We start from the raw sequence: 18472 nt of genomic DNA, 5'->3' as shown, positions 1-18472 counted from the left end.
TAACGGTGATGTTATTATTGCTTTCAATATTGGCCGCAATTGCGGTCAATATTATTATTTCTGATGTGAAAGAGCGTAAAATTAGTAATGCTTGGGTGTTACTTAATTTTTCTGTTTGTTTAGCATTAGCTTTGCTATTGGATATATTCCCAATATGGCAAGGTTTGCTTGTTTCTTTAGTTACATTTGTTATCGGTTTAGGTTTATTTAGATTTAAAATTTTTGGTGCCGGTGATATTAAGTTATTGATGGGGTACTCACTTTGCTTCAGTTTTCCTCTGGCGTTAACAAATTTAATTGAGTTTTTATTAGTTGGTGGTGTCGTTGTCGTTATACAACTTGGGTGGGCATATATCACGGCAGGGTATGATGAACTCAAAGATCGCGGTGTGCCATATGGAATTGCAATAGCCAGTGTAAGTGTCTTTAATATTGGCTGCTTAGTATTTGGGAAGGCTGGTTTATGAAACAACGAATAACATACTTATTTGCTTTACTGGCATTAGGTGTGGGTTTATACGGGGTATTTACAGAACTTTTTAAACCTGAAACTCCTGTTGTTGTACAACAACAAGGGGCTATAGCTAAAAAAGTAAAAGTTTGGTTGGCGACATCAGAAATTGCTAAAGGACAGAATTTTTCAACGAATTTTTTAACGTCGGAACAACGTTTGGAAGAGGATGCTGACTTTGCCTTGTTGAATTTACCCTATAATCAAGGTGCAGTTTTTCGCCACAATATTAAATCTGGGCAGATGCTAACACAAGAAGATCTGATTACCCCCGATAACCCTGAATATATTGATACTATTATTAATGCTGGCATGACGCCTTTTCCACTGGCAGTAGAGCAGCGACATATTATTGCTGCAGGTGTTCAAGCGGGTGACTATATTGATATCCTAGCATTAACTTCATTGCAGCAAAATATGTCGTCAAGTGATCGTGTTGAATCACCTCGGGCAGTAAATATCGATGTTAAGCCATTACTTAATCGTGTCCGTGTACTTGCGGTTCAAGGTAAAACCTATGATGGTCAAGAGTTGGTGAATTATGGTGCTGATGATGCAAGTACATTTGTTACATTAGTATTAGAAATTCCTCATCGTTTTATCAGCAAGATGACTTTAGCTCGCCGACTTTCGGCATTAGAAATCTATAAATCAAAATCAAATTCACAGATCCCTAATGCACAAACTAAAGATATCCTACCGGGTTACCAAGGTATTGTTGAAATGAGAGGTGCTCGACGTGGTTAAATTAAGAATTTTCATGAACACTTTAATGCGTATAGCCTGCTTGTTACTCGTTTCCTTATCATTCTCAATATCAGCGGCAAGTATAACCGTGGCTTTAGGTGATGCGACTAGCGTGACGACAAAGCAAGAGATAGGGACTATTTTTATTGCATCGCCAGAGACCGCTGATTATCAAATCCTTGATGCCAATAAATTTATCGTTTTTGGTCGAGAGCGCGGTGACACTAGAATTATGGTGTTCGATAAAAAAAATAATAAAATTTATGATCGAAAAGTTAATGTTGTTCGTGATGTGAGCTTAGTGAACCGTCAGCTAAAAATGCATTACCCAGATCTTAACGTTAAGGTTGAGGCTATTGATGAGCAGGTACTCGTTCGCGGTGAAATAATCAACCAAACGCAACACCAAGAAGTCATTAAACTGATTGGTGAGCTGTTGAAGCTGGAAGAAGATGTCACTGTTGGTAATGATATCTCAAGTGGTGATGGCGATAAAGACGGTGAGGTTAAAGCTTATTTCAATAAGCGTGTTGAGTATAAAGGCCTTGTCGATAAATTGAAAATTGCCACGGCTGATCAAATTAACGTTAAGTTATCTATTGCAGAAGTAAGCCGCCAGCTAAATGAAGAGCTTGGTTTTAAATGGAGCGACATGCTGGGTGACCAAGGTAAGTTTTTATTTAAAGATTTCAAGTTTGGCGAATTACAAACCATTTTAACTGCAATAAACGATGAGTCTGTTGGTCAGATGTTGGCTGAACCCAACCTTTCTGTTATTTCTGGCGAGTCAGCAAGCTTTCTAGTTGGTGGTGAGTTGCCTATCGTTACGACTAGTAATAATGGTACGACAGTCGCTTATAAAAGTTACGGTATCAAGTTGGCTTTTGCGGCGAAAACCTTAGAAAGTGGTCGTATCCGCTTAAAATTAAGCCCTGAAGTTAGTAGCTTAGATAAGGCATACCAAATTCATGGTGATTCTTTTCCTGCGCTTCGAACCCGTAAAGCTGAAACAACCATAGAGATCAAAGACGGTGAAAGTTTTGTTCTTGCTGGCCTATTAAGCTCTGATGACGTTGAGGGTATTTCAAAGCTGCCAGGAGCCGGTGATATTCCTATTATTGGCAGTCTATTTCGGAATACGACGACTGAGCGAACTAAGCGGGAATTAATTATTGTTGCGACAGTTAACCGTGTGAAAGCGCAGCATCAGTCTGAGATTCAAATGCCATATATGCAACGTACCAGTACGCTTAATCGCTTATTAGGACTGACGACTAAACCTAAGCATGGTGTGACGTATGAATTGCTATCAAATGGTGGATTTGAAAAATGATAATAAAACAAATGTCTAACTCAATTTTCATTATTGTAGCCGTAATATCTTCATTTTTGTTGGCAGGTTGCAGTCAAGGTTCTTCGGTTGAAGGTTCTGAAGCAGTATTGGTGCCAATGACGGCGCAGTTGCAACTAGCGGTAAAAACGAAGAAAAAAACAGATCAAGAAAAAGTCTATTTGCGTGCCCATGATTTTATTGTGCAACAGTTTGAGCAGCATGCGGAAAAACTTATTATCACGGCACATACCAAGGCCGGTCAGCGTATCCAAAGTCAGCTAAAACGTAATTTGGGTAAATACCAGCAATGGATTGATTATAAATTTGAGAATAAACCGCGTTCTAATGAGGATCTGGTCATTATTGCAAAGAGAACAGAGGTTGTGATTCCATCGTGTGAAGCTTTGGGACAATATAATGTTTGGGATCAACAAGATGGCTGTTTTACTGAGCGAGCGCGCAATAAACAGTTAGCGACCCCATCAACTTTGATGCCCGTTGCATCGGAAATGACTATTGATCAGCGAGAAAGCCAATAATGTTAGATCTTACTGAAGCGCTTAAATCGACCCAGACGACGGAAGAATCGTTAGGGTTATGCAGTGTTCTGTTTTATCAATCAGAACACTGTCGCGATCTTGTCAAAGAGGTGTTCAGTTTTGACTCCTTGGGGGAGCCAGAGTTACGCCAGATGAAAGTGGCAAGTTGGAATGAATTCTTTGCTGTTAATCAGCTTATGGTTGATATGGTTCTTATTGAACTCACAGACTGTGATGATGTGGTCGCTCGTATGGCAGAGCTAGCGCCGCAAATCCCCAATACGGCTTCAGTGATTGTTATTGGCAAAGAAGATGCTATTTCGACAATTCGTTCGTTGAAAGAGATGGGTTTTTACTATGTTTTTTGGCCTGTCGTAAAAAGCGAGTTGAGTGATTTTATGCGTCATGTGGTACGAAACCACCATGGCGGTAAAGGGCTAGGTAAAGAGCGTAAAGCTAAGCGTATTGCTGTCGTTGGCTCAAAAGGTGGCGTTGGTACATCATTATTGAGTTGTGAATTAGCACGCTTCTTACGCAAAGAAACGCAAAGTCGTGTGATGCTGGTTGATCATAACTATACCGATAGTAATTTAGATGTGCTGTTGGGTATGGAAGATTACCCCAAAATTGATATGAGTAAATCATCGGTTCAGCTGACACAATTAGATGAAGATTCTGCGCAATCCTTATTATTGAAAGTAAATGATGGTCTATCGGTGCTTGCAATAGATGGTGAGAAAACCCCTGTTCAAGATTGCTTGAAAGAGAGTGATGCGGTGACGTCTTTGCTATTACGGCGCTTTAATTTAATTGTGGAAGATTTTTCGTCTTCAGTCCCTTTTCCACTAGACCATAAGTTCTTTTGTGAAAGCTTTGATACGGTTGTCGTTGTTGCTGATCCAACTGTATCTTCTGTTCGATCAGCAAAACGTATCTTGCATAATTTAGATGTTGCTGCACGCATGTCACTTCGGACTCCGCGTAGTTTGCTGGTGTTGAATCAACATCGAACATTCCGTGACGGTGTGCTTTATAAAAATGAAATAGAGAAAGAATTAGCACGCCCAGTTGATGTTGAAATTGCACACGATCGGACTATTCCCGCGACGCTATTATCAGGTAAACGCTTCATCGATCTGAAAGGGAATTTTTCGAATAAGTTGTTAAGTCTTTCTGGTTTAGTATTAGGGCGTTCAATCGAAATTAAGCGTAACCCACTAAAACAATTATTGTCGCCATTAAAAACAGCGATGACAAAAAAGTAGCTTTTAAACGTAGATTCAATTAATCACGCCATTGTATAGATTGAGATAAAAATGAGTGCTGCAAAGTCACTATACCTAGATATTCGTAATCGTATTTTCGAAGCGTTAGATACGAGCGCTGTTGAGAGCGCATCAAAAGAACAACTACGCGCGCAGTTAACAAATGGCGTTGATATGCTAGTTGAACAGATGGAGCAACCGGTTCCGGCTATTCTTCGTCGCCAGTACGTTACGAATTTAATTGATGAACTGACAGGACTAGGTCCTCTTCAACCTTTGATGGATGATGAAGATATTACCGATATCATGGTTAATGGTCCTGATAATATTTTCATTGAACGCCATGGTATCGTTGAGCAGACAGATATCAGTTTTGTTGATGACAAGCAGTTACGTCAAGTTGCTCAACGTATAGTATCGCGTGTAGGCCGTCGTATTGATGAATCCACGCCCATGGCAGATGCTCGCTTACCTGATGGCAGCCGTGTTAATGCTGTCATCAGCCCGATCAGTATTGATGGTACTGCAATTTCAATTCGTAAATTCAAAAAGCAAAGCATAGGTTTACCTGAACTGGTTGAGTTTGGTGCTATGAGCCCGCAGATGGCGAAAGTACTGATGATAGCAGCGCGGTGCCGTTGTAACATTTTGATCTCTGGCGGTACAGGTTCGGGTAAAACGACCTTGCTCAATGGGTTATCGCAATATATTTCAGAAAAAGAACGTATATTGACTATCGAGGATGCCGCAGAACTTCGCTTGCAGCAGCCGCATGTTCTGCGTTTGGAAACTCGCGTTTCTGGAACCGAAGGGACGGGGGCTATATCTCAGCGAGATTTGGTTATCAATGCCCTTCGTATGCGTCCTGATCGTATTATTATTGGTGAGTGTCGTGGCCCTGAGGCGTTCGAAATGCTTCAAGCGATGAATACGGGGCATGATGGCTCTATGTCGACACTCCATGCTAACACTCCTCGTGATGCACTTGCCCGTGTTGAAAGTATGATCATGATGGCCAATTTAAACCTACCACTTGAAGCCATTCGCCGAACAATCGTAAGTGCAGTAAACATCGTTATCCAAGCAAATCGATTACATGATGGTAGCCGTAAGGTAACGGCTATTTCTGAAGTGGTGGGCTTAGAAGGCGAGAATGTTGTAATGGAAGATATTTTCCGTTTTGAAGCTGATGATCATCAAGGTGAGGGCGAGAAAATCTCCGGTCGCTTTGTTACTCCAGGTTTAATGCAGCGCTCTGAGTTAGCCAAAAAATCGAAGTTTTTTGGTTTGTACAATGAGTTAATGGCAGCCTTCCGATAAGGGAAGAGGAAGGAAGAAGAGGGATATAATGACGTTGTATTTTTCTCTGTTGCTAATAGGTGCCGCAGCACTACTTTATAGCAATAGTATTACGATGAAAAAGCAAAAAATATCAGCAATAAAAAAAGATCAGCAAACAAAAGCTGAAGATGAAATTAACTTGATGAACTTGGCATCGCTGAAAGGTGAAAGTTTAAAAGATCGCATTCTCATTCGTTTAAATGGCGTATTTTCACAGTTGGGGAAAAGAGGCCTTATTCAAGCCGCCGTTGGTATCGCGATTATCAGTTTTATCATGAGCTATGTTGTCGGTGCTTATTTGGCATTAGGTTTTGCTTCTGGTCTCGCTGCGCTGACAGTCACACCATTTGTTGCAACTTTTATTTTATTTCGTTTTTTGTTAGCTCGCCGTAAAAAACTTTTTGAAGCGTCTTTTCCTGATGCGATAAACCTGATGACTAGTGCAATTAGTTCGGGTGAGAGTGTCATGCAGGCGATTCAGTTTGTCGGCAACAAACTAGATAGCATCGTGGGACAAGAGTTTAAATGGGTCGGTCAGCGTTTACAAATTGGTGAGTCACCAGATGATGTCTTTCGCCGTTCGTGTCAGAACTGTCCGTATAAAAGTTATCGTTTTTTTATAATCACGCTTCGTGCCAATATGATACGTGGTGGTCAATTAAAAGAAGTGATGACACGCTTAAACCGTGTACTGTTTGATGCAAGGTCTGTTGAGAAGAAAACGAATGCGATGACTTCGGAAGCGAGGATTTCAGCAAAAATTGTTGGTGCAATACCTTTTGCTTTCCTTTTGATTATGAAATTTATGCAACCTGATAATTTTGATTTTGTTATTCAAGATCCTGATGGTAGATATATATTGTATTATATGCTTGCAAGCGAAGTAGTTGGTATGTCAATTATCTACGTTCTGATGCGAGGTATTAAGTAGTGTCTTCAATGCTAATATCCTTAATTATGTTACTTATAGGCGTCGGAGCTTTTAGTTGGCTTCAGTCAAGTCATAAGGCAAAGCAACGAAAACGTATGCATCACTTACTACAGAGTGAAGAAACAGAATCAGATGCACGTAAAAACTTCCGCAAAGCGATGAATAAAATCAGTGCGGAGAATAAAAAAGAGTTTGAAAGTAAGCTCGAGCAGGCTGGTGTATATAATAAAGGCTTAGCGATATATTATTTGCCCGCAAAATTTAGCGTTATTGGTATTACGACTGTTATATGTGGATTTCAAGTTTTAGCCGGAAATTGGCAGTTAAATGATGCAATTTTGCCATTTTTAGGCGTTATGATTGCTGTGATTATTGTTCCTGATTTTGTTCTTGCGGCAAAAAAGAAAACGGTAGAGCGTAATGTTAGCCGTGAATTGCCGTATTTGATTGATTTAATGGCTGTTTGTGTTCAAACGGGGATGACGCTGGAATCGGCACTCGCGTATTTAGCCGATGAAATGCAAGGCTTTGATAAGCACCTTGCTTATCACATCCATAAAACGGCAGAGCGTGCTCGTTTAACTGGGTTAGAAACGGCATTGACTGAATTTGCTGTTCGAATTAATACTCAAGAAGTACGTAGTTTTACTTTTACTTTATTACAAAGTTTGCAGCATGGTAGTTCGATTTATCAGGTATTAATTACTCTATCGAAAGATATTCGTGAAGTTCAAATGCTTGAGACGGAAGAGAAAATTGGTCAGTTATCTGCAAAAATGAGTATACCGTTAATTTTATTTATTATGATTCCCATTGTTATTTTGATTATTGCTCCAGGTGTGATGAGAGTTGCGCAATCTGGGGGGATAGGTTAATGAAAATTATTATTAGCTTTTTTGTCTTATTGTTACTTGTGGGATGCTCTGGTTCACCCAAGCCAAAAGTGTCTGATGAAGAGCGCATGGAGATCACTAAAAACTATGACGGTCTGCAAGATAATTATCGCGCTAGATTAAAGAAAAACCCTAAAGATTATATTGCAGCGGTGAAGTTGTCGGGTGCTTATTTTAAAGATGGTGATATTGAAGCGGCCAGTTATTACATAGAGCAAGTGCCAGATGATGAATGCAGTAAAATAGATACGTGTTGGTTAACAAGGGCTGATATTGCTTATCATAATAAAGAATACAGTCAGGCGAAATATTATATTGATTATAGTTTGGCTGTTGGTAAGGATGTGTTTGCGGTTAAAAACCTTTACGGCATCATGCTGGCACGTCAGGGTAAATTTGATGAAGCGCGTAAATACTTTTTTGAAGCCCGTGTTGGGTTTAAAAGTGAAGATGCCATTCGTAATAACCTGGCTATGACGGAAATGATGGAGGGCAAGTATGATAAAGCTGCAGAGCGTTTGACGCCCCTCTATCAAAAGAATCGTTATGACACGAAAATTAAAGCCAATTTAATTGTTAGTTTAATGCTTTCAAAGCAATATTCAGCAGTTAAAAATCTGCTATTGCAGGAAATGAGTGAAGAAGAAGCAACCGAGATGTTTATGCAGTTGCGTGAAGATTTGGCTAAACCAACCACTGATACTTTACCGACTTTACATGTTGAATCCGGTAAGACTGTGACACCACAAGTTCCATCTTTAGTACCAACGAATAAGACAGTGCAGCAAGGTGCTGATCACAATGAGGATGTTTAACCATGATGAAACGCTTACTGCCATTATTACTCGTGACAGCGACAAGTGCTTATGCAGATGAAACGTTACTGCAGCACTTATGCGAAACAACGGCTTTTAATCAAGAGTTAACCATTACTCAACATCAGCCTATTATTATTGCGCACAATCGCAATGGACAAATGCTCACAGGTAAACCGGTTGATTTAAATTTGTCGGCTTATGCTGAGTTATTAGCGGACACAACAGATATAAGTCGTGATTGCTTAGCATACCTTGAGCAGAATGACGTTGTTAAAATTGTTGATAATGACGTTTCACCGAAATATCAGAATGGTAAAACTATTGCACGTGTATTCTTTACTTTTGATCGCTCAACATTGAGTCAAACATCGGTGCGCATCCTAGAAAAGATTGCGAGTCAGTTAAAACACAGTAATACCATGATTCAGCTTGAAGGCCATACGGATGCTAAGGGGAGTGCTGAATATAATTTAGCATTAGGTTTACGCCGTAGTGAATCAGTTGAAGCTTTCTTAAAATCTCGCGGTATGTCTAGCGAGAAAATGAAAGCGACCACAAAAGGTGAGTCTGCGCCTGTTGCGGATAATGGTACGGCGACAGGTCGTGAGCTTAATCGCCGTGTTGAGATCAAAGTGTAATAGTCATTTTATAAGCTATTAGTGAGATTAAAAATCCCAGTACAAGTGATGACTTGGCTGGGATTTTTTGTGCGACATAACTTAAAGCAGTGGGCTGAACATATAGAAAAACTGCTCAGCCAGCTTATGTTGGACTGAGCGTTTTTCCCACTCTCGCCAATCAACTAATGTGGAATCTTTTATGTATTCCTGCTGTAACCAGCTTAGCTGCTGAGTAAATTCAGCACTGTCTACGGCTAGGGTAACTTCAAAATTTAGCCATAAGCTACGCATATCTAAGTTTACTGTGCCGATTAAGCAATGATTATCATCGATAACCACTGACTTGGTATGTAGTAATCCACCATGGAAACGATAGATCTTCACACCAGCACTGAGCAATTCAGCGAAAAATGAGCGGCTTGCCCACTCAACCATGGTTGAATCATTTTTATCAGGAATGATAAGGCTAACATCAATACCGCGAAGTGCTGCACCGCGCAGGGCATGAAGTAAGTTTTCACTTGGTACAAAGTAGGGCGTGGTGATCACAACACTTTCTTGGGCTTGGTAAATACTGAGTAATAGTACTTGATGGATAATTTCATCGGGCATACCTGGCCCTGAGGGGATCACTTGCACTGTATCGGAATGGTCGTTTGGCTGTTTGATATTGCAACTCGGCAGCGGAGGTAAGTCTCGCGTGCCTGTTTCCACTTCCCAGTCCCATGCCTGAATACTATTTAATACAGTCACCGTTGGTCCGGTTAGGCGTACCATCACATCAACCCATTCACCCACTCCAGCATCCGTTTTGAAAAATTTCGGATCAACTAAGTTCATCGAGCCCGTATAGGCAATTTCGTTATCGATCACGACAATTTTACGGTGCTGGCGCAAGTCTAAACGGCGTAGGAACATCCTAAAGGGGGTCACAGCGAGTGCTTCGGTCACTTCAATACCCGCATGGCGCATTAGCCGAGGCCAGTGAGAGCGGAAAAAGCGCATGCTTCCTGCTGAATCTAATAGCAGCTTAATCCGTACCCCTCTTTTTGCTGCATCGATAAGCGCAACACCGACTTCATCCGCGAGGCCTCCTGGGTGCCAGATATAGAATTCAAGATGAATAGAGAGCTGTGCTTGTTGAATATCTTCGATAATGGAGCGGAGTATAGTTTGTGGTGAGTCTTGTAACGATAAGCTATTACCGACCAAGCTTGGTATGCCTAATCGATTTTCGCATAAGTCGCAAATAGGACGTGCGTATTGGCTCATGAGCTGAGGCTGGTGCTCAGGGCAATCATTTAATCGTTGGAACCAGTCAGCATAAGGGCTGAACATGTCCAGTGCGCGTTTGGCCCGTTTCTTCCCTAGATTTAGCTCACCAAACAAGAGATAGGCGATGATCCCACCAACTGGAATGATGTAGATAATCATCAGCCAAGCAAGCGACACACCGACAACGCGACGTTTAAAAACAACACGGATCGTAATACCGGCGATGAGTAGCCAATATAGAAAAACGCTTACCCAAGCTAAAATTTGATAAAACTGTTCCATTCTACAGACTTATAATTGTAAAACTCTGAGTGCATTTTGCATCGTTTTGTCACGAAAACATAGTCTTAAGTCGCCAAAGTCAGCACTTGATGCAGATTGAAAACCAAAGAGGAGTGCGATAAGTGAGTAGAACGAAATCTTATACAGAAACGAATACTTATGATCGCAAGGCGATAGTGGACGATAAATTGGCGATTTATGTAGCTTTGGGGAATATATGCAGAGGTAAGTTTCAAAATGTTGAAAAGTGCGCTTCACATTGTACTCGATAACTGTTTTACTAACTAGTAACACAGCAGTAATGTATTTACTCACTTTGTAAACTATGTTTTACACAGCATTATTCTAATTAGAAACTAACACGACAGGGAAAGTGTATGGCAAGTCAATCACGAGCGCAGTTTAGCTCCAGAATTGGTTTTATTTTAGCGGCAGCAGGTTCTGCTGTTGGATTGGGGAACATCTGGGGGTTTCCAACACAAGCCGCTAGCAATGGTGGTGCAGTATTTCTGATTGTTTATCTACTGATGGTGTTTGCGTTGGCATATCCATTGTTGGTTGCTGAATTGACCATAGGTCGTTATGGCAGTGCAAACCCAATCAAATCTTTGCGATCTATCTGGCCGCAACAAAAGAAAGCTGCGACAGGTCTGGGTGTAGCAGGCATGATTGCGGTTTCTATGATCCTCAGTTTTTATGCCATTGTCGCAGGATGGTTGTTAGGCTCTCTGATAGGTCCGATTCTTAACTCTCTGGGTATGATTGCTGCAGCGCAATGGCTAGAGTCTTTCAGTACTGCCCGAAACCTTATTTTAATGATTATCTTTATGGTGTTAACCATCATGGTGGTACGTAACGGTGTGGCTGAAGGGATCGAACGTTGGTCAACGCGTTTGATGCCAGTGTTGCTAGTGCTATTTCTATTTATGGTGGCTTACATTCTTACTCAAGATGGTGCAATCAACGGGCTTAAAATGTACCTGATCCCTGACTTTTCACACTTTAGCGCTGATTTGGTGGTAAGTGCGATGGGGCAGGCATTCTTCTCTCTATCTTTGGGTGTTTGCTCAATGATGGTATACGGTTCTTACATTAAAAAAGATGTCAATTTACCCAAAGTTGCAGCCCAAGTGGCTTTACTTGATACCTCTGTGGCTTTCATTGCGGGTTTGTTGATTTTGCCTGCTATGTTTGTTGCGGCAAACAACGGCGTTGAAATTTATAATGAAGCGGGTGCTTTACTGTCATCAGATACCCTAGTATTTAGTGTTTTACCTGCCATGTTTGAGACCATGGGCGCAGCAGGGCTCTTGGTTGGTATTCTCTTTTTTATCTTAATGGTTATCGCAGCACTTACTTCCTCAATCTCCATGCTTGAGGTACCTGTTGCTTGTGCGACGGAAGAATTACAGCAAGATCGTAAAGTCGCTGTGTGGTGGATAGGCGGCATTATTACGATTTTCTCTGGCATAATTGTATTTAACTTTGGTGATATGTTTGGCTTGGTGATCTCACTGACCACTGAATATGCTCAGCCTATTCTCGGCATGGTGTTTGCCCTGCTTGTCGGTTGGGTGTGGAAACGCGACCAAGCATTGCAAGAGATTAAGCAAGGCTACCCAGAATTAGAACAAGGACTATTCTGGAAAATATGGCCATGGTATGTACGCGTAGTGTGCCCGTTGCTGATGCTGTTTGTATTCTTTGCTTAGACTGCGGAATCGATAGAAAGAAGAAAACCACTCAATTGAGTGGTTTTCTTTTTATATAAAGGTATGGATAGCAGCCTGCACTTTAGCGTGACTTGGGTATATACTCCGTTTTCTATTTTGTGCATGTGTGTTCATGCCATTTAATACGATGTTTACGAAAGGTCGCAGTATGTTCACTCTGGTTCACCAACACCCTGATTTTTTGATCATTAACAAGCACCCAGAAGTGAGTGTACATAAAGATGATAATGATCAGCCGTTGTTAGCGGCGGTGGCTGAGCTAACGGGTGATAAGCAACTTTATTTAATTCATCGTCTCGATAAGATGACATCAGGTCTATTGTTATTAGGGCGAAATAAAGCTGCCGCTGCTTTGTTATCGGCGAACTTTGCTAACCGTACGGTTGAGAAATTTTATATCGCCATCAGCACTAAAAAGCCGAAGAAAAAGCAGGGCGTTGTTGTTGGCGACATGAGCCGCTCTCGCCGAAGTAGCTGGAAGCTTGAAAGCAGTAAAGAGAACCCTGCCGTTACCCAGTTTTTTTCTGCTGCAGCAGGTAATGGTCGCCGCTTCTTTTTGTGCAAGCCCTATACAGGTAAAACCCACCAGATCCGTGTCGCGTTACGTAGTGTCGGTGCGGGCATTACAGGGGATACGATTTATGGCTGTGAAGAAGCGGATCGAGGTTACCTTCATGCTTATTCGCTGGCTTTCCCGTATCAAGGTGATACGCTGAGATTTACGTGCCCACCGGTTCAGGGTGATCTTTGGCACAGTGATGAGGTGAAAGCCGCGTTAGTGGAATGGCAATCACCTTGGACGTTAGATTGGCCTGTATTACCTGCTAGCTTACAAAAAGCCTGTCAGCGATAGTATTGTTTAGTGGTTACTTTAGGGTTGCATTGACAGCGTGAGCTATCGCTTATTTTTTCAATAAACTCTCAACAGTTTTAGTTAAAACTAAAAATAACTTAGTCTAACTGCTGCTAACTTGTTCAAACGCAAATGCGAACGTTGCAAGAGTTCCTTATAATATCGGTCTAGGAAATGACCTAGACCGAGGATTAGAATGCGCCTGACCCGCTCCGTTTCGCTACGTATGCGAATCAAGAAAAAGAAAAATAAAACCCGATTTTGGGATTTAGCCTCGCTCCGTCGTAACCGCCATACAATGAAAACCCGCCTTAAACGCCATCGTCAAGTTCGTATCACCGCCGAATATGTAGTACTGGCCAGCTCCCGTATCGAAGAAGAACAACAAAAGCTAGTGGCTTGAACCCGCTTAGGTGATTAGAATAGCGCCTTTATCTGAACAATCGACTGGCAAGATGGATATAAACGCACTTACTCAATTAGAACAACACCTCCTTAATGCATTATCGACACCACCATCTGAAGTGCGTCGTTTGTTTCATGGCCGTGGTCGCTGCTGGCAGGGATTAGAGCAAATCACGGTTGATTGGTTACAAGACCAAGTGCTGGTTTCATTATTTAAAGAACCGTCGCCTGAATTCTTAGCAGCCTTACATGCACTGCTACAGCGATTACTCACGACGCCACAATGGCAGCAGTGTGGCGCGACATCATTACTGCTTCAGCACCGTGATCGCGATGGCTCACCTACCGAAGTGATTTGGGGGGAATTGCGCGAATACCAAGATGTGATTGAAAATGGTCTGACATACAAGCTGGACTTAGGTCGAAAGCAAAACAACGGCCTGTTTTTAGATATGCGCTACGGTCGTAAGTGGGTGCTAGAACAAGCAGCAGGTAAGCGAGTGCTTAACTTGTTTGCTTATACTTGTGGTTTCTCGATTGCTGCGATCGCTGGTGGTGCCGAGCATGTTGTGAACCTCGACATGGCAAAAGCGGCATTGAGCCGAGGCCGTGATAATCACCACTTAAACAAACACGATTTATCGAAAGTGAGCTTCTTAGGCCACGAGTTGTTTAAATCTTGGGGTAAGGTGCGCAAGATGGGGGCGTATGATTTGATTATTATCGATCCGCCTTCATTCCAAAAGGGCAGTTTTGCTCTCACGAAAGATTACGCAAAAATATTACGTCGTTTGCCTGAGTTGCTGGCAGAGAATGGCCAAGTGCTAGCATGTGTGAACGATCCTTCTATTGACTCTCAATTCTTGATCCATGGTATGGCGCAAGAAGCCCCTGATCTTCAATTTATTGAGCGATTAGAAAACCCGCCTGAATTTAAAGATATCGATCCTGAAGGTGGGTTAAAAGCCTTGGTTTTTCGTCGATAGCAACACTTAAGAGATAACGGCACGTAATCTCAGGTTATGAAATAAAACGGCCGCGAATGGTGACATTCGCGGCCGTTTTCTATTTGTTTGTTCGGCAGTCTATGGCTGCGCTAATTGTTTACAGTAATCACTATAAACTGATTGCTCTACCATAGTGCGCCCACGCATATCCATGATTTTAATATTGTAGCTGACGCCCGCATCAAAAAGTGGTGTCAGTTCATTGCTACTACAATAGTTTGCTGCCGCCGCTTTGATGGTTTGCGACGGTGCCATTTTGCCACCACCACCATAAAGCACTGTGATAACCACTGTCTTATTGTGTGCTTGCGCTTTCATGATCTTATATTCATCGATCTTGTCATAAGGCGCTTTAGCGTTAATGGTTGCCGCTCGGCTTTTGGCTAATGCTATCGCTGTATCATCTTCATTAGAGGCACAGCCGCTCAAGGCGATAAATGCAGCGAGACCTAATATTTTCTTCAGCATAATTAAGGCTTTCTTACTGTTAGTGACTTAACTAAGTTAGCGCGTCAACTCAGTATTAAATTAAAGGCGTGAGAGACTAAAATACTTTCTTGAAAGGTTTAACTATCACGTTTTGGTAAACACCCGCTTCGATGTATGGATCAGCATCTGCCCATAACTTTGCGTCTTCTAATGAGTTGAACTCAGCGATCACTGTTGATCCTGTGAAGCCTGCTTCGCCTGGGTTTTCGCTGTCGATAGCAGGGTTAGGACCTGCAACCAGTAATCTACCTTGTTCTTGTAGATCTGTTAGGCGCGCAAGGTGTTTTTCACGAACGCTTAAACGACGCTCTAGGCTGTTTTCAACATCTTGAGAGAAGATTACATACCACATGTTAGGTTCCTTTTTTGTGGGGGCCGATCATTTATCTTTCGATTGTATCTTTGCAGGGCAAGGTCATCAATCTTTCATGGGAGAGAATAGCTTGCATAATAAAAAAAGCCTCACTGAGGTTGCGAGGCTATTTTTATTAGGCTTTTTTAACAGGGCGAGGTCGCCCTTCGCTGTTGATGGCAACATAGTTAAATGTTGCTTCACAGACTTGGTAGCGGTCGCCAACTGACTCATGGGCGACTGGTTTAACCCAGACTTCAAGGCCGACGCTCATTGATGTATTACCAATGCGCTTACACTCACCATAACAGCAAACAACATCACCAACACTAACTGGTGCTTTAAATGCGATGCTCTCGACGGAAACCGTGACAACACGACCGCCTGAAATTTCTTTTGCCAAAATAGCACCAGCTAAATCGAGCTGAGACATGATCCAGCCACCAAAAATGTCGCCATTGGCGTTGGTGTCAGCTGGCATTGCAAGAGTGCGGAGAAGGAGTTGTCCGCGGGGGATGTTGTTTTCTGTGCTCATTGTTGATTCCGAGTTACTGCTTGTCTGAACTATTTTCTTTTGGCATATGGCGATAAATATACCCACCAGTGGCAAGGGTAAAGAGTAACGTCAAGACAAGCAAGCCGAATACTTTAAAGTTTACCCAAACATCGAGTGGTAGCCTGAACGCAACGTAAATATTCACTAGCGCACAGACTGAAAAGAAGCCAACCCAAGCGAGGTTAATTTTATTCCAAACAGTATCGGGCAAGGTCAGTTCTTTGCCCAACATACTTTTAATAGCGGGTTTTCCCATCAGTTGGCTAATGGCTAAGCCCAGCGCGAAGAGAGCATACACGATGGTGACTTTCCACTTGATAAAGTTTTCATCGTGCAAGAATAGGGTCAAACTACCGAATACCGCCACCATCGCAAAGGTGATTAGCTGCATTTTTTCAACTTTTTTGTATAAGAACCACGTCAGTGCAATTTGAATGGCTGTGGCGATGATCAGTGCACCAGTTGCGACAAAAATGTCATGGGTTTTGTACAAAATAAAAAAGACAATAAGCGGGATAAAATCGAGTAATTGTTTCATGTGGCTGTGAGCCTTACTGACAAATATGTCTGGGTAGTATACCTAAACGTGACCTAAAAGGCAGGGTATAGTACATAGGGAAAGGCGGAGGTTGTTATAGGTGCTTAGTCATGGAGCGCTAAAGATAAAAACGGTAGCGTAGTGCTACCGTCTTATACTAACTGGCTGTCGTGTAATGATTACAGCTTGAAGCGAGTTGTCAGGATGATCTGATCGCCGTAAAGACCGTTGAATTTACCTTCAGCACCGATAGAGAAAAGCTCGGTTGCGTGGAAACGGCCAGTGATTGAACCGATAACTTTGTCATCATCGCTAATGGTTGTATGGCCGATTTTACCGCCAACTTCAAATTGTGGACCAAGCCATTGACGAACACCTAAGTTCACTTCAACGCCCATTTTACCACCTGAGCTGTTGTAACGGTCATTTTTAACGTTAAGTGCTTTGATTTCGCCTGTAATATCTGCCCAGTTGTTCACTGGTGCGTGGAAGCCTACACCAACATTTGCATCCCAATCGCCTTTGAAGCGTGTATCAACGCTACCTGTAATGTGCGCATTAGGGTGAATAGACATGCTGAAGCCACCACCGTAAGTCAATGGGTCAATACCAATACGCGCTTCTGCGTAATCGTAGCTGAAATTACTCATAGTATTGGTTGCTGGTGTTTCAGCATGTGCTGCAGTCATTGTTGCTAGAACAATACCTGTCGCAATAAGTGTTTTGCGCATGAAAAGATTCCAAAGGCTATAAAATAGAATTCCCAGTATTCTAAAGTACAAGTAATACCAATAATAGGTTTTGCACTGACTTGTTCATCAAAATGATAATTTGGTGGTTAAATAACCACCAAATCAAGTCGATTGATGTGAGCTACGCCACACTCTGTCGCTATTTATCTTCCAAGTATTATGCGGCTTATTCCCTATGATTTATTGGCGCAGCAGCTTTAGCTATTGGTAATGAGCTCGTTCCCTGATTCTTCGCCCTTGGCAAAATGCTGGATGCTACGCAGGCTAGTATCGGCAATATTGCCTAATGCTTCATCAGTCAAGAACGCTTGGTGGCCAGTAAAGAGCACGTTATGGCAAGAAGATAAACGGCGGAATACATCGTCTTTAATGACATCGTTAGATTTATCTTGGAAAAACAAATCTTGTTCATTTTCATAAACATCAATACCTAACGAACCAATACGACTGCTTTTAAGAGCTTCTATTGCGTCTTTCGAGTTGAGTAGACCACCACGGCTGGTGTTGATGATCATGACACCATCTTGCATTTTTTCAAAAGCTTGCGCATTCAGCATGTGGTAGTTGTCATCAGTCATAGGGCAATGCAGGGTGATCACATGCGCGTGGCGATAAATGTCATCAAGGCTTGTATAGGTTGCACCAAGTTCAATGGCCGCTGGGTTTTCAAACGGGTCATAGGCCAAAATATTCATGCCTAAGCCTTTTAAAATGCGCATAGTAGCAATACCTATGCGGCCTGTACCTATTACGCCAACGGTTTTACCATTGAAGTTAAACCCAGTGAGCCCTTCTAAGGAGAAGTTTGCGTCACGGGTACGCTGATAAGCTCGGTGAATGCGGCGGTTTAGGCTAAGCATTAAGCCGATGGTATGTTCAGCAATGGCTTCTGGTGAGTATGCAGGCACTCTCACTACTTGGATATTGAGTGCTTTTGCCGCATTGAGATCTACTTTGTCAAAACCTGCACAGCGCATAGCGATCAGGCGAACACCTGCTTTAGCCAATTGTGCGAGAACAGGCTGTGACAAGTCGTCATTGACAAAAGCGCATACCGCGTCAAATCCTTGAGCGATACGGGCCGTTTGCTCGGTTAAGCGAAACTCAAAAAAAGAAAGATCAAGCTGATAATTTTGGTTGATCAACTCAAAAGACTTCTGGTCGTATTTTTTTGTGCTAAAGACTGCAACTTTCATAGCGTCACCTTGATCGGAGAACTTAGATTTTGTGAT

Annotated in this window: 21 protein-coding genes; 14 read left to right on the top strand and 7 right to left on the bottom strand. The window is 42.2% G+C overall.

Going from position 1 to position 18472, the window contains the following annotated elements:
* Positions 1 to 8 precede the first annotated feature (8 nt).
* Genes OCU77_RS11845 through OCU77_RS11800 form a run of 10 tightly spaced genes read left to right on the top strand, consistent with a single transcriptional unit; the run spans position 9 to position 9016 of the window.
* Positions 9 to 467 carry a prepilin peptidase gene (locus OCU77_RS11845; RefSeq protein WP_048900229.1) on the top strand — a complete coding sequence of 153 codons (459 nt, stop codon included), beginning with the start codon at positions 9 to 11 and terminating at the stop codon, positions 465 to 467.
* Entirely contained in the window at positions 464 to 1258 is a 795-nt protein-coding gene (gene cpaB / locus OCU77_RS11840) for a Flp pilus assembly protein CpaB (protein ID WP_048900228.1), read from the top strand. The genes OCU77_RS11845 and cpaB overlap by 4 nt, the downstream gene beginning before the upstream one ends.
* A gap of 13 nt (positions 1259 to 1271) precedes the next feature.
* On the top strand, positions 1272 to 2591 hold the full coding sequence (locus OCU77_RS11835) for a type II and III secretion system protein family protein (protein WP_048900227.1): 1320 nt from the start codon (positions 1272 to 1274) through the stop codon (positions 2589 to 2591).
* On the top strand, positions 2588 to 3130 hold the full coding sequence (locus tag OCU77_RS11830; protein ID WP_048900226.1) for a hypothetical protein: 543 nt from the start codon (positions 2588 to 2590) through the stop codon (positions 3128 to 3130). The genes OCU77_RS11835 and OCU77_RS11830 overlap by 4 nt, the downstream gene beginning before the upstream one ends.
* Positions 3130 to 4395, top strand: coding sequence for an AAA family ATPase (locus OCU77_RS11825; protein ID WP_048900225.1), 1266 nt, complete (start codon positions 3130 to 3132; stop codon positions 4393 to 4395). Before OCU77_RS11830 ends, OCU77_RS11825 begins: the two co-directional genes overlap by 1 nt.
* 51 nt (positions 4396 to 4446) lie before the next feature.
* Positions 4447 to 5715, top strand: a complete 1269-nt coding sequence (locus OCU77_RS11820; RefSeq protein WP_048900224.1) for a CpaF family protein — start codon at positions 4447 to 4449, stop codon at positions 5713 to 5715.
* A gap of 28 nt (positions 5716 to 5743) precedes the next feature.
* Positions 5744 to 6667 (top strand): type II secretion system F family protein, encoded by a 924-nt coding sequence (locus OCU77_RS11815; RefSeq protein WP_244915181.1) that lies wholly within the window; start codon positions 5744 to 5746, stop codon positions 6665 to 6667.
* Positions 6668 to 6675: 8 nt separating this feature from the next.
* Positions 6676 to 7542, top strand: coding sequence for a type II secretion system F family protein (locus tag OCU77_RS11810; protein ID WP_107302920.1), 867 nt, complete (start codon positions 6676 to 6678; stop codon positions 7540 to 7542).
* Entirely contained in the window at positions 7542 to 8375 is an 834-nt protein-coding gene (locus OCU77_RS11805) for a tetratricopeptide repeat protein (protein WP_048900221.1), read from the top strand. Before OCU77_RS11810 ends, OCU77_RS11805 begins: the two co-directional genes overlap by 1 nt.
* A gap of 2 nt (positions 8376 to 8377) precedes the next feature.
* On the top strand, positions 8378 to 9016 hold the full coding sequence (locus OCU77_RS11800) for an OmpA family protein (RefSeq protein ID WP_048900220.1): 639 nt from the start codon (positions 8378 to 8380) through the stop codon (positions 9014 to 9016).
* Between the two features lie 81 nt (positions 9017 to 9097).
* Here OCU77_RS11800 and cls read toward each other — a convergent pair whose 3' ends face one another.
* Entirely contained in the window at positions 9098 to 10555 is a 1458-nt protein-coding gene (gene cls, locus OCU77_RS11795; RefSeq protein ID WP_107302890.1) for a cardiolipin synthase, read from the bottom strand.
* A 377-nt stretch (positions 10556 to 10932) separates the two neighbouring features.
* On the opposite strand from cls, the gene OCU77_RS11790 reads away from it, so the two are divergent.
* The 4 genes from OCU77_RS11790 to OCU77_RS11775 all read left to right on the top strand — a co-directional run bounded on the left by OCU77_RS11790 (position 10933) and on the right by OCU77_RS11775 (position 14532).
* The gene (locus OCU77_RS11790; protein WP_048900219.1) at positions 10933 to 12267 is read left to right on the top strand and encodes a sodium-dependent transporter; all 1335 of its coding nucleotides are present in this window, start codon (positions 10933 to 10935) and stop codon (positions 12265 to 12267) included.
* A gap of 169 nt (positions 12268 to 12436) precedes the next feature.
* Positions 12437 to 13141: a TIGR01621 family pseudouridine synthase gene (locus OCU77_RS11785; protein WP_048900246.1), complete on the top strand. Its 705-nt coding sequence runs from the start codon at positions 12437 to 12439 to the stop codon at positions 13139 to 13141.
* A gap of 196 nt (positions 13142 to 13337) precedes the next feature.
* A complete protein-coding gene (locus tag OCU77_RS11780) occupies positions 13338 to 13544 on the top strand; it encodes a hypothetical protein (RefSeq protein WP_048900218.1) in 207 nt (68 codons plus the stop codon).
* A 52-nt stretch (positions 13545 to 13596) separates the two neighbouring features.
* Complete coding sequence (locus OCU77_RS11775; RefSeq protein ID WP_048900217.1) at positions 13597 to 14532, top strand: class I SAM-dependent methyltransferase; 936 nt, start codon at positions 13597 to 13599, stop codon at positions 14530 to 14532.
* Between the two features lie 99 nt (positions 14533 to 14631).
* Here the strand turns inward: OCU77_RS11775 and gspS2 are convergent, their stop codons facing one another.
* The 6 genes from gspS2 to OCU77_RS11745 all read right to left on the bottom strand — a co-directional run bounded on the left by gspS2 (position 14632) and on the right by OCU77_RS11745 (position 18436).
* Positions 14632 to 15021: a type II secretion system pilot lipoprotein GspS-beta gene (gspS2, locus tag OCU77_RS11770; RefSeq protein WP_048900216.1), complete on the bottom strand. Its 390-nt coding sequence runs from the start codon at positions 15019 to 15021 to the stop codon at positions 14632 to 14634.
* A 76-nt stretch (positions 15022 to 15097) separates the two neighbouring features.
* Positions 15098 to 15394, bottom strand: a complete 297-nt coding sequence (locus tag OCU77_RS11765) for a YciI family protein (RefSeq protein WP_048900215.1) — start codon at positions 15392 to 15394, stop codon at positions 15098 to 15100.
* Positions 15395 to 15530: 136 nt separating this feature from the next.
* Positions 15531 to 15929: an acyl-CoA thioester hydrolase YciA gene (yciA, locus tag OCU77_RS11760; protein WP_048900214.1), complete on the bottom strand. Its 399-nt coding sequence runs from the start codon at positions 15927 to 15929 to the stop codon at positions 15531 to 15533.
* Between the two features lie 13 nt (positions 15930 to 15942).
* Positions 15943 to 16488, bottom strand: a complete 546-nt coding sequence (locus tag OCU77_RS11755) for a septation protein A (RefSeq protein WP_048900213.1) — start codon at positions 16486 to 16488, stop codon at positions 15943 to 15945.
* Between the two features lie 179 nt (positions 16489 to 16667).
* On the bottom strand, positions 16668 to 17219 hold the full coding sequence (locus OCU77_RS11750) for a hypothetical protein (RefSeq protein ID WP_048900212.1): 552 nt from the start codon (positions 17217 to 17219) through the stop codon (positions 16668 to 16670).
* A gap of 218 nt (positions 17220 to 17437) precedes the next feature.
* On the bottom strand, positions 17438 to 18436 hold the full coding sequence (locus OCU77_RS11745) for a 2-hydroxyacid dehydrogenase (RefSeq protein WP_107302889.1): 999 nt from the start codon (positions 18434 to 18436) through the stop codon (positions 17438 to 17440).
* Positions 18437 to 18472 lie beyond the last annotated feature (36 nt).

This window comes from Photobacterium swingsii, assembly GCF_024346715.1.
Taxonomy (GTDB): domain Bacteria; phylum Pseudomonadota; class Gammaproteobacteria; order Enterobacterales; family Vibrionaceae; genus Photobacterium; species Photobacterium swingsii.
Note: the sequence above shows the minus strand (reverse complement) of the source record. Positions and strands in the feature narration are given on the sequence as shown.

Coding starts and splice junctions, on each gene's coding strand:
- OCU77_RS11785 (WP_048900246.1), top strand. CDS start 12,437: ATGTTCACTCTGGTTCACCAACACCCTGATTTTTTGATCATTAACAAG.
- OCU77_RS11810 (WP_107302920.1), top strand. CDS start 6,676: ATGCTAATATCCTTAATTATGTTACTTATAGGCGTCGGAGCTTTTAGT.
- OCU77_RS11825 (WP_048900225.1), top strand. CDS start 3,130: ATGTTAGATCTTACTGAAGCGCTTAAATCGACCCAGACGACGGAAGAA.
- OCU77_RS11815 (WP_244915181.1), top strand. CDS start 5,744: ATGACGTTGTATTTTTCTCTGTTGCTAATAGGTGCCGCAGCACTACTT.
- OCU77_RS11845 (WP_048900229.1), top strand. CDS start 9: ATGTTATTATTGCTTTCAATATTGGCCGCAATTGCGGTCAATATTATT.
- OCU77_RS11805 (WP_048900221.1), top strand. CDS start 7,542: ATGAAAATTATTATTAGCTTTTTTGTCTTATTGTTACTTGTGGGATGC.
- OCU77_RS11755 (WP_048900213.1), bottom strand. CDS start 16,488: ATGAAACAATTACTCGATTTTATCCCGCTTATTGTCTTTTTTATTTTG.
- OCU77_RS11775 (WP_048900217.1), top strand. CDS start 13,597: ATGGATATAAACGCACTTACTCAATTAGAACAACACCTCCTTAATGCA.
- OCU77_RS11830 (WP_048900226.1), top strand. CDS start 2,588: ATGATAATAAAACAAATGTCTAACTCAATTTTCATTATTGTAGCCGTA.
- OCU77_RS11800 (WP_048900220.1), top strand. CDS start 8,378: ATGATGAAACGCTTACTGCCATTATTACTCGTGACAGCGACAAGTGCT.
- OCU77_RS11790 (WP_048900219.1), top strand. CDS start 10,933: ATGGCAAGTCAATCACGAGCGCAGTTTAGCTCCAGAATTGGTTTTATT.
- cls (WP_107302890.1), bottom strand. CDS start 10,555: ATGGAACAGTTTTATCAAATTTTAGCTTGGGTAAGCGTTTTTCTATAT.
- OCU77_RS11745 (WP_107302889.1), bottom strand. CDS start 18,436: ATGAAAGTTGCAGTCTTTAGCACAAAAAAATACGACCAGAAGTCTTTT.
- OCU77_RS11835 (WP_048900227.1), top strand. CDS start 1,272: ATGAACACTTTAATGCGTATAGCCTGCTTGTTACTCGTTTCCTTATCA.
- yciA (WP_048900214.1), bottom strand. CDS start 15,929: ATGAGCACAGAAAACAACATCCCCCGCGGACAACTCCTTCTCCGCACT.
- OCU77_RS11765 (WP_048900215.1), bottom strand. CDS start 15,394: ATGTGGTATGTAATCTTCTCTCAAGATGTTGAAAACAGCCTAGAGCGT.
- OCU77_RS11820 (WP_048900224.1), top strand. CDS start 4,447: ATGAGTGCTGCAAAGTCACTATACCTAGATATTCGTAATCGTATTTTC.
- gspS2 (WP_048900216.1), bottom strand. CDS start 15,021: ATGCTGAAGAAAATATTAGGTCTCGCTGCATTTATCGCCTTGAGCGGC.
- OCU77_RS11750 (WP_048900212.1), bottom strand. CDS start 17,219: ATGCGCAAAACACTTATTGCGACAGGTATTGTTCTAGCAACAATGACT.
- OCU77_RS11780 (WP_048900218.1), top strand. CDS start 13,338: ATGCGCCTGACCCGCTCCGTTTCGCTACGTATGCGAATCAAGAAAAAG.
- cpaB (WP_048900228.1), top strand. CDS start 464: ATGAAACAACGAATAACATACTTATTTGCTTTACTGGCATTAGGTGTG.